Origin of the sequence: Duganella sp. Root198D2 (genome assembly GCF_001428585.1) — a bacterium.
Taxonomy (GTDB): Bacteria; Pseudomonadota; Gammaproteobacteria; order Burkholderiales; family Burkholderiaceae_D; genus Rugamonas.
In genome coordinates this window covers 311,304-328,210 of sequence record NZ_LMIC01000044.1, presented here as the reverse complement: position 1 = coordinate 328,210, position 16,907 = coordinate 311,304, and the positions used below count along the sequence as shown (strand labels likewise).

14 protein-coding genes and 1 tRNA gene are annotated in these 16,907 nt (G+C 62.7%); 7 read left to right on the top strand and 8 right to left on the bottom strand.

Going from position 1 to position 16,907, the window contains the following annotated elements:
- Positions 1 to 165 precede the first annotated feature (165 nt).
- Positions 166 to 2,553, top strand: coding sequence for a penicillin acylase family protein (locus ASE26_RS23405; RefSeq protein WP_200960836.1), 2,388 nt, complete (start codon positions 166 to 168; stop codon positions 2,551 to 2,553).
- On the opposite strand, the gene ASE26_RS23400 is transcribed toward ASE26_RS23405, so the two are convergent.
- Entirely contained in the window at positions 2,543 to 3,433 is an 891-nt protein-coding gene (locus ASE26_RS23400; protein WP_055924956.1) for a dienelactone hydrolase family protein, read from the bottom strand. The genes ASE26_RS23405 and ASE26_RS23400 overlap by 11 nt on opposite strands.
- A gap of 101 nt (positions 3,434 to 3,534) precedes the next feature.
- On the opposite strand from ASE26_RS23400, the gene ASE26_RS23395 reads away from it, so the two are divergent.
- On the top strand, positions 3,535 to 4,464 hold the full coding sequence (locus ASE26_RS23395; protein ID WP_200953745.1) for a sensor domain-containing diguanylate cyclase: 930 nt from the start codon (positions 3,535 to 3,537) through the stop codon (positions 4,462 to 4,464).
- Here ASE26_RS23395 and ASE26_RS23390 read toward each other — a convergent pair.
- Positions 4,444 to 5,613, bottom strand: coding sequence for an acyltransferase family protein (locus ASE26_RS23390; protein ID WP_162259198.1), 1,170 nt, complete (start codon positions 5,611 to 5,613; stop codon positions 4,444 to 4,446). The two genes, ASE26_RS23395 and ASE26_RS23390, sit on opposite strands and share 21 nt — an antisense overlap.
- Positions 5,614 to 5,791: 178 nt before the next feature.
- Here ASE26_RS23390 and ASE26_RS23385 point away from each other — a divergent pair, with 178 nt between their 5' ends.
- Entirely contained in the window at positions 5,792 to 7,408 is a 1,617-nt protein-coding gene (locus ASE26_RS23385) for a sigma-70 family RNA polymerase sigma factor (RefSeq protein WP_057247025.1), read from the top strand.
- On the opposite strand, the gene ASE26_RS30240 is transcribed toward ASE26_RS23385, so the two are convergent.
- A complete protein-coding gene (locus tag ASE26_RS30240) occupies positions 7,355 to 8,377 on the bottom strand; it encodes a metallophosphoesterase (protein WP_082507075.1) in 1,023 nt (340 codons plus the stop codon). The genes ASE26_RS23385 and ASE26_RS30240 overlap by 54 nt on opposite strands.
- A gap of 90 nt (positions 8,378 to 8,467) precedes the next feature.
- Between ASE26_RS30240 and ASE26_RS30235 the strand changes: the two genes are divergently transcribed.
- On the top strand, positions 8,468 to 9,466 hold the full coding sequence (locus ASE26_RS30235) for a LysR family transcriptional regulator (RefSeq protein ID WP_162246526.1): 999 nt from the start codon (positions 8,468 to 8,470) through the stop codon (positions 9,464 to 9,466).
- Here the strand turns inward: ASE26_RS30235 and ASE26_RS23365 are convergent.
- The 4 genes from ASE26_RS23365 to ASE26_RS23350 all read right to left on the bottom strand — a co-directional run bounded on the left by ASE26_RS23365 (position 9,347) and on the right by ASE26_RS23350 (position 13,546).
- Complete coding sequence (locus ASE26_RS23365) at positions 9,347 to 10,063, bottom strand: SDR family oxidoreductase (RefSeq protein ID WP_229207034.1); 717 nt, start codon at positions 10,061 to 10,063, stop codon at positions 9,347 to 9,349. The genes ASE26_RS30235 and ASE26_RS23365 overlap by 120 nt on opposite strands.
- A gap of 77 nt (positions 10,064 to 10,140) precedes the next feature.
- Positions 10,141 to 10,866: a LytTR family DNA-binding domain-containing protein gene (locus ASE26_RS23360; RefSeq protein WP_057247023.1), complete on the bottom strand. Its 726-nt coding sequence runs from the start codon at positions 10,864 to 10,866 to the stop codon at positions 10,141 to 10,143.
- A complete protein-coding gene (locus tag ASE26_RS23355; RefSeq protein ID WP_055924930.1) occupies positions 10,854 to 11,906 on the bottom strand; it encodes a sensor histidine kinase in 1,053 nt (350 codons plus the stop codon). Before ASE26_RS23355 ends, ASE26_RS23360 begins: the two co-directional genes overlap by 13 nt.
- Positions 11,903 to 13,546: a Na+/H+ antiporter gene (locus ASE26_RS23350; RefSeq protein WP_055924928.1), complete on the bottom strand. Its 1,644-nt coding sequence runs from the start codon at positions 13,544 to 13,546 to the stop codon at positions 11,903 to 11,905. The genes ASE26_RS23355 and ASE26_RS23350 overlap by 4 nt, the downstream gene beginning before the upstream one ends.
- A gap of 77 nt (positions 13,547 to 13,623) precedes the next feature.
- Between ASE26_RS23350 and ASE26_RS23345 the strand changes: the two genes are divergently transcribed.
- Positions 13,624 to 13,699, top strand: a tRNA-Gly gene (locus ASE26_RS23345).
- Positions 13,700 to 13,841: 142 nt separating this feature from the next.
- Positions 13,842 to 14,795: a chemotaxis protein gene (locus ASE26_RS23340; RefSeq protein ID WP_057247022.1), complete on the top strand. Its 954-nt coding sequence runs from the start codon at positions 13,842 to 13,844 to the stop codon at positions 14,793 to 14,795.
- Positions 14,796 to 14,802: 7 nt separating this feature from the next.
- Here ASE26_RS23340 and fghA read toward each other — a convergent pair whose 3' ends face one another.
- On the bottom strand, positions 14,803 to 15,648 hold the full coding sequence (gene fghA, locus ASE26_RS23335; RefSeq protein ID WP_057247021.1) for an S-formylglutathione hydrolase: 846 nt from the start codon (positions 15,646 to 15,648) through the stop codon (positions 14,803 to 14,805).
- A gap of 74 nt (positions 15,649 to 15,722) precedes the next feature.
- Between fghA and ASE26_RS23330 the strand changes: the two genes are divergently transcribed.
- Positions 15,723 to 16,907 (top strand): cation:proton antiporter, encoded by a 1,185-nt coding sequence (locus ASE26_RS23330; protein ID WP_055924921.1) that lies wholly within the window; start codon positions 15,723 to 15,725, stop codon positions 16,905 to 16,907.

Sequence of the window (16,907 nt, the reverse complement as noted above, 5' to 3'; positions counted from 1 at the left end):
GCGAAAGCGTCCAGCAGGGCGTCGGCCACCACCATGATTCCGGCGCGCGTGATGGCGTGGCGGGGGAATCATGCGGGCCGCTTTAGCACGGTTAAACAATTTCCCTGCCGTTCCTTTTGGATTTCTGGCAAGATTTGACGCAACAGTATAAGAATGGGGGTGCCGATGGCGAAGTTATGGCTGAAACGTCTTGTCCTCGCATTTTTTGCGCTGCTGCTGGTACTGGCGCTGGGACTCTGGTTCTTCCTGCGCGGCAGCCTGGCCCAGCTCGATGGCCGGCGCACTGCGGCCGGCCTTGCCGGCAGCGTGACGGTGAGCCGCGACGCCAAGGGCGTTCCTTCCATCTCCGGCGGCGACCGTAACGACGTGGCGTATGCAACCGGCTTCGTGCATGCCCAGGACCGCTTCTTCCAGATGGACCTGCTGCGCCGCATGCCGGCCGGCGAGCTGTCCGAATTGTTTGGCGAAAAGGCGCTGGAGACCGACCGCATCAACCGCCTGCACCGTTTTCGCGCCCGCGCCGCGCAGGCGATCGCAGCCATGCCGCCTGCCGACCGCCAACTGCTGGAGCGCTATACCGCGGGCGTCAACGAGGGCCTGAACGCGCTCGGCAACCGGCCCTTTGAATATGGCCTGGTGGGCGTCGGTCCGCGTGCGTGGGCGCTGGAAGACTCCTTCCTGGTGGCCTGGGCGATGTATATTGATCTGCAAGTGACAGGCATCGGCCGCGAACTGGCGCGTGGCTGGCTGAAGGAGCACGCCAATGCCGAGCAGCTGGCCTTCCTGCTGCCGGCCAGCACGCAGTGGGATGCACCGCTGGATGCTGCCAGCCCACCGGCGCCTGACGCGCCAATTCCGGCCCGCGCGCCGGACTGGTGGGGCAAGGGCGTGGCCAGGGAGCCGGCAACGCTGGCTGCCGCAGCATTTGTCGACGGCGTGGGCAGCAATAACTGGGCTGTGTCCGGCAAGCGCAGCGCCAGTGGCGGGGCTATCGTTTCCGACGATATGCACCTGGGGATCAAGCTGGCGAACACCTGGTACCGGCTGTTGTTGCAAGTGCCGGGCCAGCATGGCAGCACGCGCCGCATCGTCGGCGTCAGCATTCCCGGAGTGCCGGCCGTGGTGGCGGGCAGCAACGGCAATGTGGCCTGGGGCTTCACCAACAGCTATGGCGACTATGTCGACCTGGTGGAAGTTGCTACGGCCAGGGACAGGCCAGGCCAGGCCAAGCTGCCGGGCGGCTGGGAAACGCCGGTGGTGCATGATGAGACCATCCTGGTCAAGGGCCAGCCGGCCGTCACCATGAAGGTGCGCGAGACTTCGCTGGGCCCGATCATGCTGTCCGGCGGCCGCGAATATGCGGTGCACTGGGTGGCGCATGATGTGAAGGCGGTGAACCTGGCGATCCGGCATATGGAGGAAGTGGACACCGTTGCCGACGCGCTGGCACTGGCGCCGAAAGTCGGCATGCCGGCGCAGAACCTGGTGGCAGGCGACAGCGACGGGAATATCGGATGGACCATCGTCGGCCCGCTGCCGCAACGGCCTGCCACGCCGGTCGATGCCAGCTACCCGCTGTCGGCCAATGGCAGCACGCGCGGCTGGCAAGGCTTGCTGCCGGCGGGCGGGTATCCATCGGTGCGCAATCCGGCCGGCGGCCAGCTGGTCACCGCCAACAGCCGCCAGTTGCTGGGCGCCGATTCCGTCAGGCTGGGCGACGGCGGCTTCGATATGGGCGCCCGCGCCAAACAGGCGCGCGACGCGTTGGCAGCGCTGGGCGACAAGACCGACGAGAAGGGCGTGTACAGCGTGATGCTGGACGACCGCGCGCTGTTCATTTCGCAGTGGCGTGAGCGCGCCCTGGCCGTGCTGGATGCGGAAGCCGTGAAAGGCAAGCCGCAGCGCGCCGAGCTGGCACACCTGTTAAAGGACAACTGGAACGGCCACGCCAGCGTGGATTCGGTGGCATACCGCGCCAGCCGGGCCTTTATGTGGTCCTTATATGAGCTGCTGTATGGCGGCGCCAATATCGAGTTGGCCAAGCTGGACAAGGATGCCAATATGCGCGCCGCGTCCAGCCGCTGGCCGGTTGTGCTGGGACGCCTGCTGGATGAACAGCCGGGCGGCTGGCTGCCGCCGGGGTATGCAGACTGGAAGGCGCTGCAACTGGCAGCGCTGGACCGCACCATCGAACACCTGGCGGCCGGCGGCAAGCCGCTGGCTTCCGCCACTTGGGGGGCGCGCAACACGGCGAAGATTGCACACCCGATTGCGGGCGCGCTACCGATGCTGAAGAAGTGGCTCAGCGTGCCGCCCGACCAGCTTCCGGGCGACAGCAATATGCCGCGCGTGGCCGGCCCGGCTTTCGGCCAGTCCGAGCGCATGACGGTGTCGCCGGGGCGCGAGGAACAGGGCCTGTTCAATATGCCGGGCGGCCAGAGCGGCCACCCTCTGTCGCCATTCTTCCTGGCCGGCCATGCCGACTGGGTCGCAGGCAAGGCCACGCCCCTGTTGCCGGGAGCGTCCGCCTATACGCTGACCTTTACGAAGTAGCGACGTTCGCGCGCAGGAAGTCCACGGTGCGCTGCCAGGCCTGCCTGGCGGCGGCTTCGTCATAGCGCGGCGTGGTGTCATTATTGAAGCCATGCTCGACGCCGGGATAGACGAAGTGCTGGTACGCCTTCCCGGCTGCCTTCAGCGCAGCCTCGTATGCCGGCCAGCCGGCCAGGATGCGCGCATCGTTGCCGGCATCGTGCACCAGCAGGGGCGACTTGATCTTGGGCACATCGGCAGCCGGCGGCTGGGCGCCGTAGAAGGGCACGGCCGCCGCCAGGTCAGGCACCATGGTCGCGAGGTAATTGGCCATGCCGCCGCCATAACAGAAACCCACCACGCCGACCTTGCCTGTTGCGCTGGGGTGCGACTTGAGGATTTGCACCGCCGCCAGGAAATCGGCGCGGGTCTTGGCCTGGTCCAGTTTGGAGAACAGTTCGCGCGCCTTGTCCTCATCGCCGGGATAGCCGCCCAGCGGTAACAGGGCATCCGGTGCAAAGGCCAGGAAGCCATCGAGCGCCAGGCGGCGCGTGATGTCCTCGATATGCGGGTTCAGGCCGCGATTCTCATGCACCACCAGCACAGCGGGCAGCTTGCCCTTGGCCGCGGCCGGCTGCACCAGGTAGCCGCGCAGCTTGCCGTAGCCTTGAGGTGAGGGATACTCCGCGTAGCCAGCCTTGAGGCGCGTGTCGTCGGCCGCTACCAGCGGCGCGGCAAAGCTGGGCGCCAGTGTCGCCAACAGGCTGGCGCCGGTCGCGCCGGCCACCGCATAGCGTGTTGCCGATGCGATGAAATCGCGGCGGCTTAACTGGCCATGCACGTATTTGTCGAACAGCTCCAGTACTTCCGGTTCAAAGTCCTTGGCGGTCAGGCGGGTCATCGTGTGAGTCTCCAGGTAAATTAGCGCTGTCAAGTCTACTCCGACCGGTGCATAATGACACTTCAACTCCGTGCCGGAACCAGCTATTGATGAGGCAAGCAATGATGAACGATTTTGCGGCCGCTTCCAAGGCCACCATGCAATTCCTTCGGCAGCGCCTGGGCTTCAAATTGTGGATGGTCACCCGTACCGACGGGAAAGACTGGATCGTCCTGTTCGCCGACGACCATGGTTATGGCGTGAAGGCAGGACAGGTTTATAGTTGGGCGGAAACTTTGTGTTCACGCATGGTCGAAGGGCAGGGTCCGCACATCGCGCCCGACGTGGCGAGCGAGCCGGCCTATGCCCAGTCCCCGATTACCGACAAGATCACCATCGGCGCCTATGTGGGCGTGCCGCTGCGGCGCGCCGACGGCACCCTGTTCGGCACCTTGTGTGCCATCGATCCCGAGCCGCAACCGGAGCGCATCCGGGAAGACAAGGACATGATCGTACTGATGGGCGAGCTGCTGGGCGGCTTGCTGGAAGCCGAGCTGGCCGGTACCGAAGCGGTGCGCAAGGCCGAGCGGATGGACGTCGATATCACGCGCGATGAACTGACCGGCCTGTACAACCGGCGCGGCTGGGACATGCTGATGGTGCGCGAGGATGAGCGTTGCCGTCGCTATGGGCACCCGGCCTGCGTGGTGTCAATCGATCTGGACGATCTCAGGTTCTATAACGATACCCAGGGCTATGCCTCCGGCGATGCCCTGTTGATCCGTTGCAGCAAGGCACTGAAGGAAGTCACGCGCGGTTCCGACGTGGTAGCGCGCATGGGCGGCGACGAGTTCGCAATGCTGATGGTCGAGTGCGACTATTTCGACGCCCAGGCCATGCTGCTGCGGGTGCAGGAAACGCTGGCCGGTTACGATGTGCGGGCTTCGATCGGCATGGCAATGCGCAAGCCCGGCATCGACCTGGAGGAAGCCCTCGCGATAGCCGATGCCGAGATGTACCGCGCCAAGCGCTCACGCAAGGTGCTGAACTAATCCATCCTTGGCGGCAGGCGTCGTGCCTGCCGCTTTCCCCACGCCGAACAGCGGCTGCAGCAGCGGCACCCGGCGCACTACCTCAAATACTCCGAAGCTGATGGCCAGCGTCAGCACCACGATCAGTGCGCCTTCGGTCGCGGGCGCCAGATTGGCCGCGCGCAGTGCCATCGCCAGGCAGATGATCAACGTCTGGTGCAGGATGTAGACCGGGAACACTGCCTGGGTCAGGTAGCGGCGCTTGGCGCTGTCGAAATTCAGGTGGCGATGGCCGAAACCGCACACAGCGATGATGGCGCTCCATTGGCACAGTGCGTAGACGACGCGTGCCAGCGGCAGCCAGTCCTTGTAGGTGTCGCCCGATGCGTAATAGAAGATGATGGATGCCCAGCTCGCGAGGAAGAATCCCAGCGCGGCAAAACGCACGTTTTCCAGTCGCTGCCAGAATTCACCGCGGCGTGCCATGGCCGCACCCAGCAGGAAGTAAGGCAGGCTCATCGCATGGTTATGCCAGTCGGACGTCAGGTTATGGGTATGCGGCCAATGCGGCAACAGCAGGATGCGGCCGACAGCCAGGAATGCCACCGGCAGGACAAACAGCTTCCAGCCCTGCAGCTGGCGCAGCAGCCAGGCGCCCATGGCTTGTATGCGCAGGCTGCCGATGACTGCCAGCAGCAGGGTGTAGATCCACAAATAGGGCAGGAACCAGAGGTGGTTCCAGGTCGGCAAGTCGAGGCAGCCATTGTTGTCGCAGAAGCCGTGAAAGGCGCGCACATAGAGCTGCATGAAGTCGAAGTAGCTGCCCTGGTAGGCGACGTCCGACACCACTTCAAAGTAGGATTGGGGCGGCACGATGAAGAACATGCCGAAGATAAGCGGAACCAGCAGGCGTTTGCTGCGTTCCTTGGCCAGGCCCTTGCCGCCCAGTTTGTCGAGCAGGAAAGCCGCTGCTGCGCCGCCAATCAGGAACAGCAGGCACATGCGCCAGGGTGAGGACAGCAGCATCAGCGGTTCGATGGCGGTGCTGGGGTGGGGGGCTTTGACATGCCAGTCCCAGGTCACGTAATACATGCCGGTGTGGTACAGCACGAGCAGGAAGAATGCGCAAATGCGCAGCCAGTCGAGGAAATACAGGCGTTGGTTTTGCATGATGGTTTGGCAAGCAGGGTTGGACATGAATCCAGCTTAAGGACACCGGTCTTGCCAAGCCAGCAATAGGTGGCGAACAGCATTTGGCAGGGGCGAACGTATTCATTGACGCAGATTTCAACCAGCCGGCCGGCACCGTGCAATATGACTGTATTGAGTGCCCCGATTGGAGATATTGATGAGTGCGTTGGCGTCCCCCAGGGATTTCCTCGAGTACGAGCCGCTGCTGTGGCGCGTGCTGAGCAAGCTGGTACGCGATGGCTATCACATCCAGCCGCACGACGCCCGCGACCTGATCCATGACTTTTTCCTTGAATGGGAACCGCTCAATAGCCGCTTTGACTCGGCCAAGGGCGATTTCGCCCCCTATCTCGCCACCGCCTTTTACCGCTTTGGCCGCCGCCGGCAGATAAAGTTGCACCGGCTGCGTTCGCGTGCCGTCGACATTGAAGAATGCCTCGACCTGGCCGCAGCCGATCCCTTGCCGTTGGAGGCTGTAGAAATGAAACAGCAAATCGCCCAGCTCAAGGCTGCCATTGCACTACTGCCCGAAGCCGAGCAGGCACTACTGGCCGACTTCCTGTCGGACTATGGGCCCGGCGAGCGCGAACTTGCGGAGAAACATCATCTCACGCGCTATCGCTTGCGCGACCAACTGGCTGCCACGGTCAGCCGGGTCGCGTTGCAATTGATCGAGGCACGGCCGCAATCGACCGATGCCGACATCGCTTACCGGGTCTGGGTCATGGACCAGGCGCCACGCACTGTGGCCGCCGAACTCGGAATGTCAACCGAACAGGTGAACCAGGCCAAGGCACGCTTTGCACAAGCACTGCTGAATTCAGTACGGCGTGCCGCGCAGCCTGATCGCCAGGGGAGAAAGATCATGCCGGAAATCGATATACTCAAGAAAGCACTCAGCGCATTTGATGATAGCGACGCACTGGAGAGCTTGCGCACGCACGCGCAGCAGATCCGCCTGGCGCTGGAGCAGGAGGACTTGTTGCTTGATCCTGGCGAGTGCGCCGCGCTGGCTGAACATCCGGAATGGCTTGCAAGTGTGTATGCAGCGTTGAGTAGCGGCGAACTGCAGAATGCTGAAACTGAGGAACTCCAGCCATCGATAGCAGCCATACTCAATGGCGAGCAGCAGGTGATTGCTGATGCCTGGGCAGCATTGCTTGAAAAGCTGGATGAAATGCGCCCACCGTCCGGGCTTGGCCAGTGGGAACTCGCGCTCATGGGTGTCGGCAAACTGCCGCCTGACCTGGTGCCGCACTTACGCCAGTACCATGCCTCTTGCAGAAGTGGCGATCCTGCCGGCGAACGACTGTTGAAATACGGCCTGACGCCCGGCATGGTGTGCGAGGCTTTGCATGAAATTGAATTGCTGTTCAACCGCTCCGTTCGGCGCGCCGGAGACGGATCGGTAGCCCGCAAAAGCGCAGACACCGACATCGTCGTCAAGCATAAGGGCAGCAGTGTAGCAATCAGCCAGGCGCTATTGAACGGAACCGTTGCAGGGACGCTCGACCTGGAACTGGAACGGGTGCCGGCGCTTGCCCGCAGCCTTTTCTGCATGTTGCAGGCATCGCCCCTGCTGGTTGGCGGTTATTGCTACCTGGGCGCGAACACGTTTTCCCAAATGCCGGAAACGGCGCGTCCGGAAGGTCTTCTCGCGCAGGACGTGCTGGTCCAGCGCTGGTGCGCCAACCAACGCGACCTGGCACAAGGTTCGGCGCTATTGCAACGCGAACTCGTGCGGGGCATGAACGGCAGTGAAGCCCGTTGCTGAACGGTGGTAGGTTGTCGTTGCCCACTCGAGCCTGCCATCAACGGCGAAGATGCGGTGGAGCATCAAGGCATTCGGCTCGAGGTTGACGCTGTCCGGTTTGCGCAGCCTGACGCGCCATTTGCGGGGAACGGCATCAAATTGTGTCGTTGAACCCGCACCGCATTCCCAGCACTCCCTGGCGCCGGCATAGTGGCGCCGCACGGAGGCTTTGTGCGTGTGGCCGCACAAGATCACGGCAATTTCGTGCTGTTGCAGGAACTGATCCAGGGCCTGCTTCGTAGCGTGGGCTATGGCCAGGCTGAATCCTGTCCATGTCTGTGCATGGTGGATGACCAGTACGCGGACTTCACGTGCTTTGCGTGGTTCAAGCATGGCGTCAAGCAACTGCAATTGCGAGCGGAAGCTGCCTCGTGCATAGCTGCGCTGGATGGAATTGGGGCGAATGTCGGCATCCGAATCAAGTTCAATCAAGGTTAGCTCATGGCCCAGATTTCCGAGCGGGAGGCTGCGCGTGGCGGGAAGGGCACCAATGAAGTAGTGGTAAAAGTTGGACGGAGTCGCACCTATCGGTACCGGTATTCCTGCCCAGTGATCGTGATTCCCAGGAATTGTGATGATTTTTCCGGCGGCATGCAGGCCGACATAATCGCCGTTGGGTGGAAGAATGTCGATTTCGCTTTCAAAGAATCGGCGTGCCAGTGCGAGTTCATGCGCATCGCCGTTGCGACTCAGGTCGCCGGTGACAAGAATCTGGAATTGTTCGTCGCTGGCGCGCAGTTTCTCGACAAATTCTGCGAGGGCGCGCAGGCCAGTGGCGTGATGCCCGAGCAGTCCATCGAATATGGGAAAGTTATCCAGGCCGAATTGCACGGCCTGGCTGATGGTGGCATCGCCTGTGCTTGGATCAAGGCTTCCGATGTGCAGGTCGGAAATGTGCAGCAAGGTTGCAAGCAGTTTTTGTTCTGGCATGATGGTCTCCCTGGTTAGTCTGGTATGGACAGGCAGGCCTACCAAAAGTTCAAACGATTTTCATGCGGGATCTCGGCGATAATGCGGAGCATGCAGCTCAAACATTTACGAACTTTTCTTGCGGTGGCTTCCACGCTCAGCTTCACCAGGGCGGGGCAGAAGGTCCATCTCGCACAGTCCAGCGTGACCGAACAGATCCAGGCGCTGGAGGCGGATTTAGGCGTGGCGCTGTTCGAGCGTTCGCAGCGTAAGTTGGCTCTCACCGATGCGGGCGGAAAGCTGGTGGAATATGCCGAGTCCCTGTTGGCGCTGGCAGCCGATGCGCGCGCCATTGTGGCCGGCGATACGGAGCTGCGGGGCAGCTTGACGATTGGGGCGCTGGAAACCTTGTGCGCGCATTGGCTGGCGCCGATGCTGGCCGACTTTCAGGGCAGGCATCCCGGGCTGCAGCTTGATTTGCAGGTGGCAGGCACTGGCGCGCTGCGCGAAGCGGTGCGGGATGGCTCGCTGGACCTCTGTTTCACTTTCACGCAGCCGCCGCCTGACAGCGGCCTGCACAGCGAGTGCGTCGGTTCGGACGAGTTGGCATTGTTGGTGCCGGCCGGTCACGTGCTTGGCGAGTTAGCCAGCGTCGGGCCGCAGCATGTTGCGGGCGAACGCTTCCTGGTGACGGCGCAGGGGTGCGCCTATCGCGGCATGTTTGACAGCGCGTTCTCGACGCGAGGATTCCCGTTGCCGCAAGTGGCTGGTGAATACGGCAGCCTGGGCGCGATAGTGAGCATGGTTCGCGCCCGGTTCGGTTGTGCGTTGATGCCACGGCTGGCCTTTGCGGGGCTTGATGCAGGGATCGTTGCGTTGCCATGGGAGGATGGCACCGGGCGCGTCGGCATCCATATGGCCTGGCGGCCAAGGCAATTGCCGCCTGCCTTGCGCCGGTTCCAGGATGCGGTCCGGCAGAAAGGCCTCGGCCTACACCATCCGGTGTCCACCGTCGACATGCAATACGCTGCCGGTGGCGAAGCGGTTGCGCATGAGGAAGCAGATCGCGTCGGCAATGTCGCCGACGCTGCCGACGCGCCCAACCGGTAACTTCTTTGCCATGCCTTCGAGCATGCCGGCCTTTGCATCGCCGGCGACAAATTCCCAGATCGGCGAGTCGACCCAGCCAGGCGAAACTGCATTGACGCGGATGGGCGCCAGTTCCACCGCCAGTGCGTAGGTGAGCGAGTTAAGCCCGCCGTTGATCGCGGCCACCACCGAGCCGCGTGCCGCTGGCCGGCACCAGGCGATGCCTGAGGTGAAGGTGATACTGCCGGAGGCTGGCAGCGAGGGCGCGCCGTATTTGGCCAGCAAGAGCGGGCCGACCAGTTTGGAATCCATTGCCTTGCGCATCACTGCGATATCGATGTCCGGCAAGAGCTGGTATGCGCCGCCGATGTCTGCCGCGGTGCAGACGATGTGATCGAACGGGCCGCATTGCGCAAACATGTTGGCAAGCTGATCCTCCTGTGTGATGTCTGCTGCGACGGTTGCGAGCTGCGGCGCGTTCTGCAGTTTCTCCCGAGCGCCGGCCAGCTTTGCGCTCGAGCGGCCTGCAATCGTCACCGCGCAATCCTCGTGCAGCAGGCGCTCCGCAAGCGCCAACCCCATGCCGGAGCTGCCGCCGGCGATCAATACCCGTTCCATGCTTTCTCCCTCCGTTGTGAGCCGGGTCATTGTCGCGGCTCATCGCTTGAAATGGAAACGGGAATTGGCGATTGCAGTTATCGGGATTGCCGATGGGTGAGGGCCTCCAGTATGGCTGCCTTGAAGTTGCGCCCAAGCGGCACGAGGGCGCCGTCGCGCAGGACCAGTCGGCCTTCCAGGTCGATCTTGTCGATGAGGGATAGCCGGACGGCGGCGCGGCGGTGGCAGCGCACGAATTGCTTGCCCAGGCTGTCCAGCAGGTCGGTCAGGGTCTGGCGCAACAGCGGGGTGCCCTGTGAGGTGTGCAGCACCACGTAATTGTCGGCTGTCTCCAGCCATTGGATGTCGGCGACGGGGACCACGCGGGTGCCGCCGCGCTCGCTGACCAGCAGCTGCTGAAGCGGCAGGCCGATGGCGCCCGGAGCGCGCTCCCCTTGCACTGCGCGGCTTGCCAGGCGTTCACGCAGGCGCTGCATGGCGCGTTGCAGGCGGGCAGAGTCAAAGGGCTTCAGCAGGTAGTCGATGGCGTTGGCATCGAAGGCCGGCACGGCGTATTCATCGAAGGCGGTGGCAAACACGATCAGCGGCGCCGGATGGGGCAGGGAGGCGGCCACTTCCAGGCCGCTGACTTCTGGCATCTGCACGTCGAGGAAAATGGCGTCAGGTGCGAAGCTGGCGGCTTGCTCCAGCGCCTCCACGCCATCGCGTGCCTCCTCGATGGCGGTGACGTCCGCCTCCTGCGCCAGCATGCGGCGCAGCTTGTCGCGCGCAGGGCGCTCGTCGTCAACGATCAGGATACGCATGGCAACCTCATTTGAGCGCGCACGCCAGCAGGTGCGAGCTGCCGCAACTGAAGCGTCGCCTGTTCGCCGTGCAGTGCTTGCAGCCTTTCGCGCAAGTTACGCACACCGATACCGCTTACCGCAACGCCGCTATCGGTGCCGTGCGCAGCGAGGTGCCCGGCATCGTCGCTGACTGTGAGCAGCAAAGCACCGCTATCGCGTTTCGCGCTGATGGCGATCTTCGTCACGCCGCGACGCCGTTCGACGGTGTGCTTGAAGACGTTTTCCAGCAAAGGCTGCATGCTCATCACCGGCACCAGGCAATCGCTGCAGGCCGCATCAATTTCCCAGACGATCTGCACGCGGTCCGCAAAGCGCTCCTCCATCAGCCGCGCATAACCGCGCAACAGGCGAAGTTCGGTCGACAATGGCGCCTGCTGCTGGCCGCTGACGTCCAGCGTCGCGCGCAGGACATCGGCCAACTGCACCAGCGTCGCATCGGCGCGTTCGACGTCGGTGTGCATCAGCGAAGAAATGGTGTTCAGCGCGTTGAACAGGAAATGCGGCTGCATCTGCTGCGTAAGCTGGTGCAGCTGGGCCGTCCGCCAGTTGGCATTGGCTTGTTCGGCGGCGCGATACGACAGCACGCCAAAGGTAATCAGGGTAAAAATAATGACGAAGACCGAAATCTTCACGTTCTCGTAAAGCAAGGTCTCGCCCCAGGGTTCATGCTGGTACTCCGCGCCCAGCAGGGCGTACACGCCGTGCCGGATGCCAAACGCCAACGGCGTAAACAGTATCCACCATACCGGCAGCCATAGAGCCTGCCGTGCAAACCAGGGCGCGGGAGTTGCCAGCAGGGTGTCATGGCGCCGCGTGGCAAGCCTTTGCATCGCCAGCAGCAGGGAGGCCACGACCATCGACGACGACTCCCACAGGATGGGTTGCCACAGCGGCCCATGGTCGTCATGGCGCAGGAAGTCCTGGATCGCCGTCGCCACCATCAGGGCCCAGAACAGCAGCCACGCGCCAGCGAGTGAAAGGGTGGCGCGCCGGTTCATTTCTTCTGGTGGCGTGCTTCGACGAGGTCAATCTCGCGCACCAGCTTGCGTGCCGTTTCGTCGGAAATGGTGTGGTGGCGCGCCAGGTCGAAGATAGCCTGGCGTTCGGCCACCATGGCGGCAAGGCGCAGTTCGCGCTCGGCGCGGTCCAGCTTGCGGAAGTGTTCCTTGTTCTGGTCTTCCGCCGACCAGGCCACATTCAGGCGGTACTCGTACAGCGCGATTACGCGCGCCGCCGCTTGCGGCAGCACGTCGGGATGGTGGGCGTCGGCCAACGCCAGTTCGGCGCGCTCGATGGCTGCGATCGCCGCCGATGCTGCCTGGCGCCGCGCCATATCTTCCTGCTGCCGCTCTGCCGGCTCTTCCGGCAAGCGCATGCTGCCCAACAGGCGCGGCAAACCGACACTTGCCGCCAGCAGGGAAATCAGGATCACCGAGCTGGCCAGCAAAATGGTCAGGTCGCGCGCCGGGAAAGGATCGCCGTTCGGCATGAACAGTGGCAAGGTCAGCACGCCGGCCAGTGTGATCGCACCGCGCGCACCGGCCAGCGCAGTTGCCAGCAGCAGGCGCCAGTGCGGCTTGCCGCCTTGCGCCGGGGAGGCGCGCCGGCTGCGGCGATACAGGGTCACGCGCAGCGTTGCCCACACCCAGGCAAAGCGCAGCGCAATCAAGCCGAAGCTGATGGCGAAGGCATACAGCACCAGCCACCATGGATTGATATGGCCGCTCTGCTCCAGCGACTCGCTGGCGCCGCGCAGGATGTCAGGCAACTGCTCGCCGAGCAGCACGAACATCACACCGTTCAGCGTGAACTGCACCGTGTCCCATACGGCGGTGCGCTGGATGCGGGTTGCGGCCAGTGCCTGGCCGCCCAGCTCCACATAACTCATGGTGATGCCCGCCGCCACGGCGGCCAGGATGCCGGAAGCATGCAGGCGCTCGGCGACCAGGTAGGCGCCAAATGGAATCAGCAGGCTGACCAGGATTGGCGAGCCGGCAGGCTCGCCGTAGCGCGTGGTCAGCCGGCCCTGCAGCCATGCGATGGCGCCGGTCACGGCAACACCCGTCGCGATGCCTGCCGCTGCCAGCCAGACAAAGGTCAGCGAAGCGTTGGCCAGCGAGAAGGAGCCGGTCAGTGCGGCCGCCACGGCAAAGCGGAAGCACACCAGGCCGCTGGCGTCGTTCAACAGCGCTTCGCCTTCCAGGATGTGCATCAGGCGTTTCGGGATCGGTGCGCGCGAGGCGATCGAGCCGACGGCAACCGGGTCGGTTGGCGACAGGATTGCCGCCAGCGCAAATGCCACCGGCAGCGGCATGGCGGGGATCATCCAGTGAATCAGGTAGCCGGCGCCGAGCACGGTGAAGATCACCAGGCCGAGGGCGAGTTCAAGGATCACGACGCGGTCGCGGAACAGGCCCGTGTTCGGGATGCGCCAGCCATCGAGGAACAGCAGCGGCGGGATGAACAGCAGGAAGAACAACTCCGGGTCGAGCTGGATGCCGTGGCCCGACCATGCGGCAATGCTGGCGCCAAGACCGATCTGCACCAGGGGCAGGGGAATGCCGGAAAGTATCCGCTTCATGTAAGCGCTGGCGATCACGGCCAGCAGCATTGCCAAAACTATCTCGATAGAATCCATGCGGATATTATAGGGGCATGACAAACGAAAAAGAACTTGTCACTCTGGATAGTGGCTGTCATAATAGCGCCTCCCCTGCGGGAATAGCTCAGTTGGTAGAGCGCAACCTTGCCAAGGTTGAGGTCGAGAGTTCGAGACTCTTTTCCCGCTCCAGAATTCTTAGAAGGACGCCAACGTGCGTCCTTTTTTTGTTGTTTCTGCCCCTCATCGCTCCCGGATGTCAAAAAAAGGCCGGTATACTGCCGAAACATTCCATACCAAAGGGAATGCCATTTAAAGCAGACTGGAGCGATCGATGAATTCCGTTCAACAAGAAGTTGACGAGCGTAGCAACCTCACAAACTCCAACAAGTTCGAGCTGCTGTTGTTCCGCCTCGGTGTCGATGGCACCAGTGGCAATTCCGAGTTATACGGCATTAACGTCTTCAAGATCCGCGAGATTGTTGCGATGCCGACCGTGACCGCCGTCGCAGGTGCGGAGCCGCATATGCTGGGTGTGGTCAACCTGCGCGGCCAGATTATTCCTGTGATGGACTTGCCGGGCATTGTCGGCGTCAAGCCAAAGACTGGCCTGAACATCATGCTGGTGACGGAGTTCGCGCGCACCACGCAAGCCTTCGCCGTTGAATCGGTGGACGAGATCGTGCGCCTGGACTGGAGCCAGGTGCTGAGCGCTGAAGGCAGCCACGGTAGCGGCATGGTGACCTCGATTGCGCGCGTCGATGGCGACGTGCAGAACACCCGCCTGGCGCAGGTGCTGGATGTGGAAACCATCCTGCGCAACCTGTCCCCAAGCGACGGTAAGGAAATCGACGAAACCGCCGTCGGCCGCCTGCCGCTGAAGCCAGGTACCTTCATCCTGGCTGCTGACGATTCGGTCGTTGCGCGCAACCTGATCGAGCGCGGCCTGGAAGCCATGCATGCGCCGTTCGTGATGATGAAGACCGGTAAGGAAGCGTGGGACAAGCTCAATCACATCGCCGAAGGCTGCAAGGCCGAAGGCATTCCGGTGGAAGACCGTGTGGCCCTGGTGCTGACCGACCTGGAAATGCCGGAGATGGATGGCTTCACGCTGACCCGCTTGGTGAAGCAGGATGCGCGCTTCTCCAAGATCCCGGTGGTGATCCATTCTTCGTTGTCCGGCAAGACCAACGAGGACCACGTAAAGGGCGTCGGTGCTGACGCCTACGTGGCCAAGTTCGTAGCGGAAGAACTTGCGGAAACGATCCGCAAGGTGCTTACGAAGTAATGTCGCTTCAAAGCTCTTTTAACTGGCGGCTATGCAGCTTCACATGGTCGCCAATGAAGCTCGAAATAAAGTAGTAGCCATGATCGTAGCCCGCATGCCGGCGCAGCTCCAAAGGCTGTCCGGCGGCGCGGCACGCATCCTCGAACACTCCCGGATATAACTGCTCCTCAAGGAATTTGTCGGCCAGGCCCTGGTCGATCAGGATGCCATTAGGGAAGGGTGCTTCGTCCTGTACCGACATCAATGCGCTGGCGTCGTGCTGCAGCCAGGTCTCCTTGTCCGGCCCCAGGTAGCCCTCGAACGCTTTCTGCCCCCAAGGGCAGCGTACCGGCGCCGCAATCGGCGCGAAGGCCGATACGCTGCGGAACAGGTCCGGCCTGCGCAAGGCCAGCGTCAAGGCGCCATGCCCACCCATCGAATGGCCGAAGATGCCGATGCGCTTGGCATCGACCGGCAGTTCATCGATCACCAGTTGGCGCAGCTCGTGGATGTAGCTCTCCATGCGGTAATGCTGCGACCACGGCGCTTGCGTCGCATCGAGGTAGAAGCCCGCGCCTTCGCCGAAATCCCAGCACGCTGTTTCACCTTCAATGCCCGTGCCGCGCGGACTGGTGTCCGGCGCGATGAGGACCAAGCCTTCACGCGCGGCATGCTGCTGCGCGCCGGCCTTGATGGCAAAGGTCTCCTCGCTGCAGGTGAGTCCCGCGAGATAGAACAGCGCGGGCAAGGGCCCTTGCGCTGCCTGCGGCGGAATGAAGATGGAGAAGCGCATTGGCAAGCCAATCGCTTCCGACTCATGCCGGTAGAAGCGCTGCATTCCACCATGGCAAACGTGTTCGCTGATCATGTCCATGCATGGCATTGTAACGGAGATAAGTGCGACGCGTTTTTCACAATTGCAATATAGTACGGCTCGGAGGTACGTTTATGACCGATTTGTTAGTCATCTCTGACGAACTCGCATGGCCTTGCGCCATGCTGCTGGCATGGCTCGCAGGTGAGTTCGTTCATCGTTGGAGTAATCTGCCGCGCATCAGTGTGTACGGTTTGGTGGGCTTCCTGCTTGCGCAGGCGATGCCCGATCTTCTTGTGCCGGACGGCAGCAGCCAGGTAACGCTGCTCGCCAATATCGCTTTCGGCCTCATCCTGTTTGAATTCGGTTACCGCATCAACCTGCGCTGGCTGCGCGTCAATCCCTGGATTGCCGTCAGCGGCCTGGCAGAATCTGCGCTCACGTTCGGCGCAGTGTTTTCAATCGCTTACTGGCAAGGCATGCCGCCGTTGACGGCGCTGTTGCTTGCATCCTTGGCGATGTCCACTTCGCCGGCAGGCGTGCTGCGCGTGATTAATGAGGAACGCAGTTCGGGCCAGGTGACGGAGCGCGTGCTGCATTTGGTGGCAATGAACTGCGTGCTTGCGTTGTTCGTGTTCAAGGTGGTGGTTGGTTTCTGGGTATTCCAGACCTCCGGCAGCCTGACGCAAGCCGTGTCGCGCAGCGTGATCGAGCTGCTCGCTTCGGCCGTGCTGGGCGCGGTGGCAGGCATGCTGGTGCCGGCGCTACTGCGCAGCATTGGCACGCTGGCGCGAGATGGCACCGTGGCTTTTGCCATGGTGGTCGTGCTGCTGGTGTCGATCACGCAGGCGGCCGATTTGTCGCCCGTGCTGGCGACCCTGACCTTCGGCCTGATGGCGCGCCATCGCCGCGTGACCTTCACGCGCACGCAGCGTAACTTTGGCGCGATCGGCGAACTGTTGACGGTGCTGCTGTTTGTGTTTGCTGTCTCCACGCTGGACTGGCAGCGCGTAGTGTTCGGTGCTTCGCTGGGCGCATTGCTGTTGCTGGTGCGCTTCGCTACCAAGACCATCGCCGTCGCGCTGCTCTCGCACGTGGCCGGTATTTCATGGCGCAAGGGCGCGTTGATCGGCGTAGCGCTGTCGCCGATGTCGGTGTTCGGCATCCTGCTCCTGGAGCAGACGCGCTATATGGGTATTGTGCTGGTGGATGAACTGGCTGCGCTGGCCGCCATGACACTTTTCATGGAAGTGCTGGGGCCGGTCATTACGCAGCGCGCGCTGATCCGGGCGCGCGAAACGGCAAAAGAGGAGGGCTGA

Coding starts and splice junctions, on each gene's coding strand:
- ASE26_RS23405 (WP_200960836.1), top strand. CDS start 166: ATGGCGAAGTTATGGCTGAAACGTCTTGTCCTCGCATTTTTTGCGCTG.
- ASE26_RS23400 (WP_055924956.1), bottom strand. CDS start 3,433: ATGACCCGCCTGACCGCCAAGGACTTTGAACCGGAAGTACTGGAGCTG.
- ASE26_RS23395 (WP_200953745.1), top strand. CDS start 3,535: ATGATGAACGATTTTGCGGCCGCTTCCAAGGCCACCATGCAATTCCTT.
- ASE26_RS23390 (WP_162259198.1), bottom strand. CDS start 5,613: ATGCAAAACCAACGCCTGTATTTCCTCGACTGGCTGCGCATTTGCGCA.
- ASE26_RS23385 (WP_057247025.1), top strand. CDS start 5,792: ATGAGTGCGTTGGCGTCCCCCAGGGATTTCCTCGAGTACGAGCCGCTG.
- ASE26_RS30240 (WP_082507075.1), bottom strand. CDS start 8,377: ATGCCAGAACAAAAACTGCTTGCAACCTTGCTGCACATTTCCGACCTG.
- ASE26_RS30235 (WP_162246526.1), top strand. CDS start 8,468: ATGCAGCTCAAACATTTACGAACTTTTCTTGCGGTGGCTTCCACGCTC.
- ASE26_RS23365 (WP_229207034.1), bottom strand. CDS start 10,063: ATGGAACGGGTATTGATCGCCGGCGGCAGCTCCGGCATGGGGTTGGCG.
- ASE26_RS23360 (WP_057247023.1), bottom strand. CDS start 10,866: ATGCGTATCCTGATCGTTGACGACGAGCGCCCTGCGCGCGACAAGCTG.
- ASE26_RS23355 (WP_055924930.1), bottom strand. CDS start 11,906: ATGAACCGGCGCGCCACCCTTTCACTCGCTGGCGCGTGGCTGCTGTTC.
- ASE26_RS23350 (WP_055924928.1), bottom strand. CDS start 13,546: ATGGATTCTATCGAGATAGTTTTGGCAATGCTGCTGGCCGTGATCGCC.
- ASE26_RS23340 (WP_057247022.1), top strand. CDS start 13,842: ATGAATTCCGTTCAACAAGAAGTTGACGAGCGTAGCAACCTCACAAAC.
- fghA (WP_057247021.1), bottom strand. CDS start 15,648: ATGGACATGATCAGCGAACACGTTTGCCATGGTGGAATGCAGCGCTTC.
- ASE26_RS23330 (WP_055924921.1), top strand. CDS start 15,723: ATGACCGATTTGTTAGTCATCTCTGACGAACTCGCATGGCCTTGCGCC.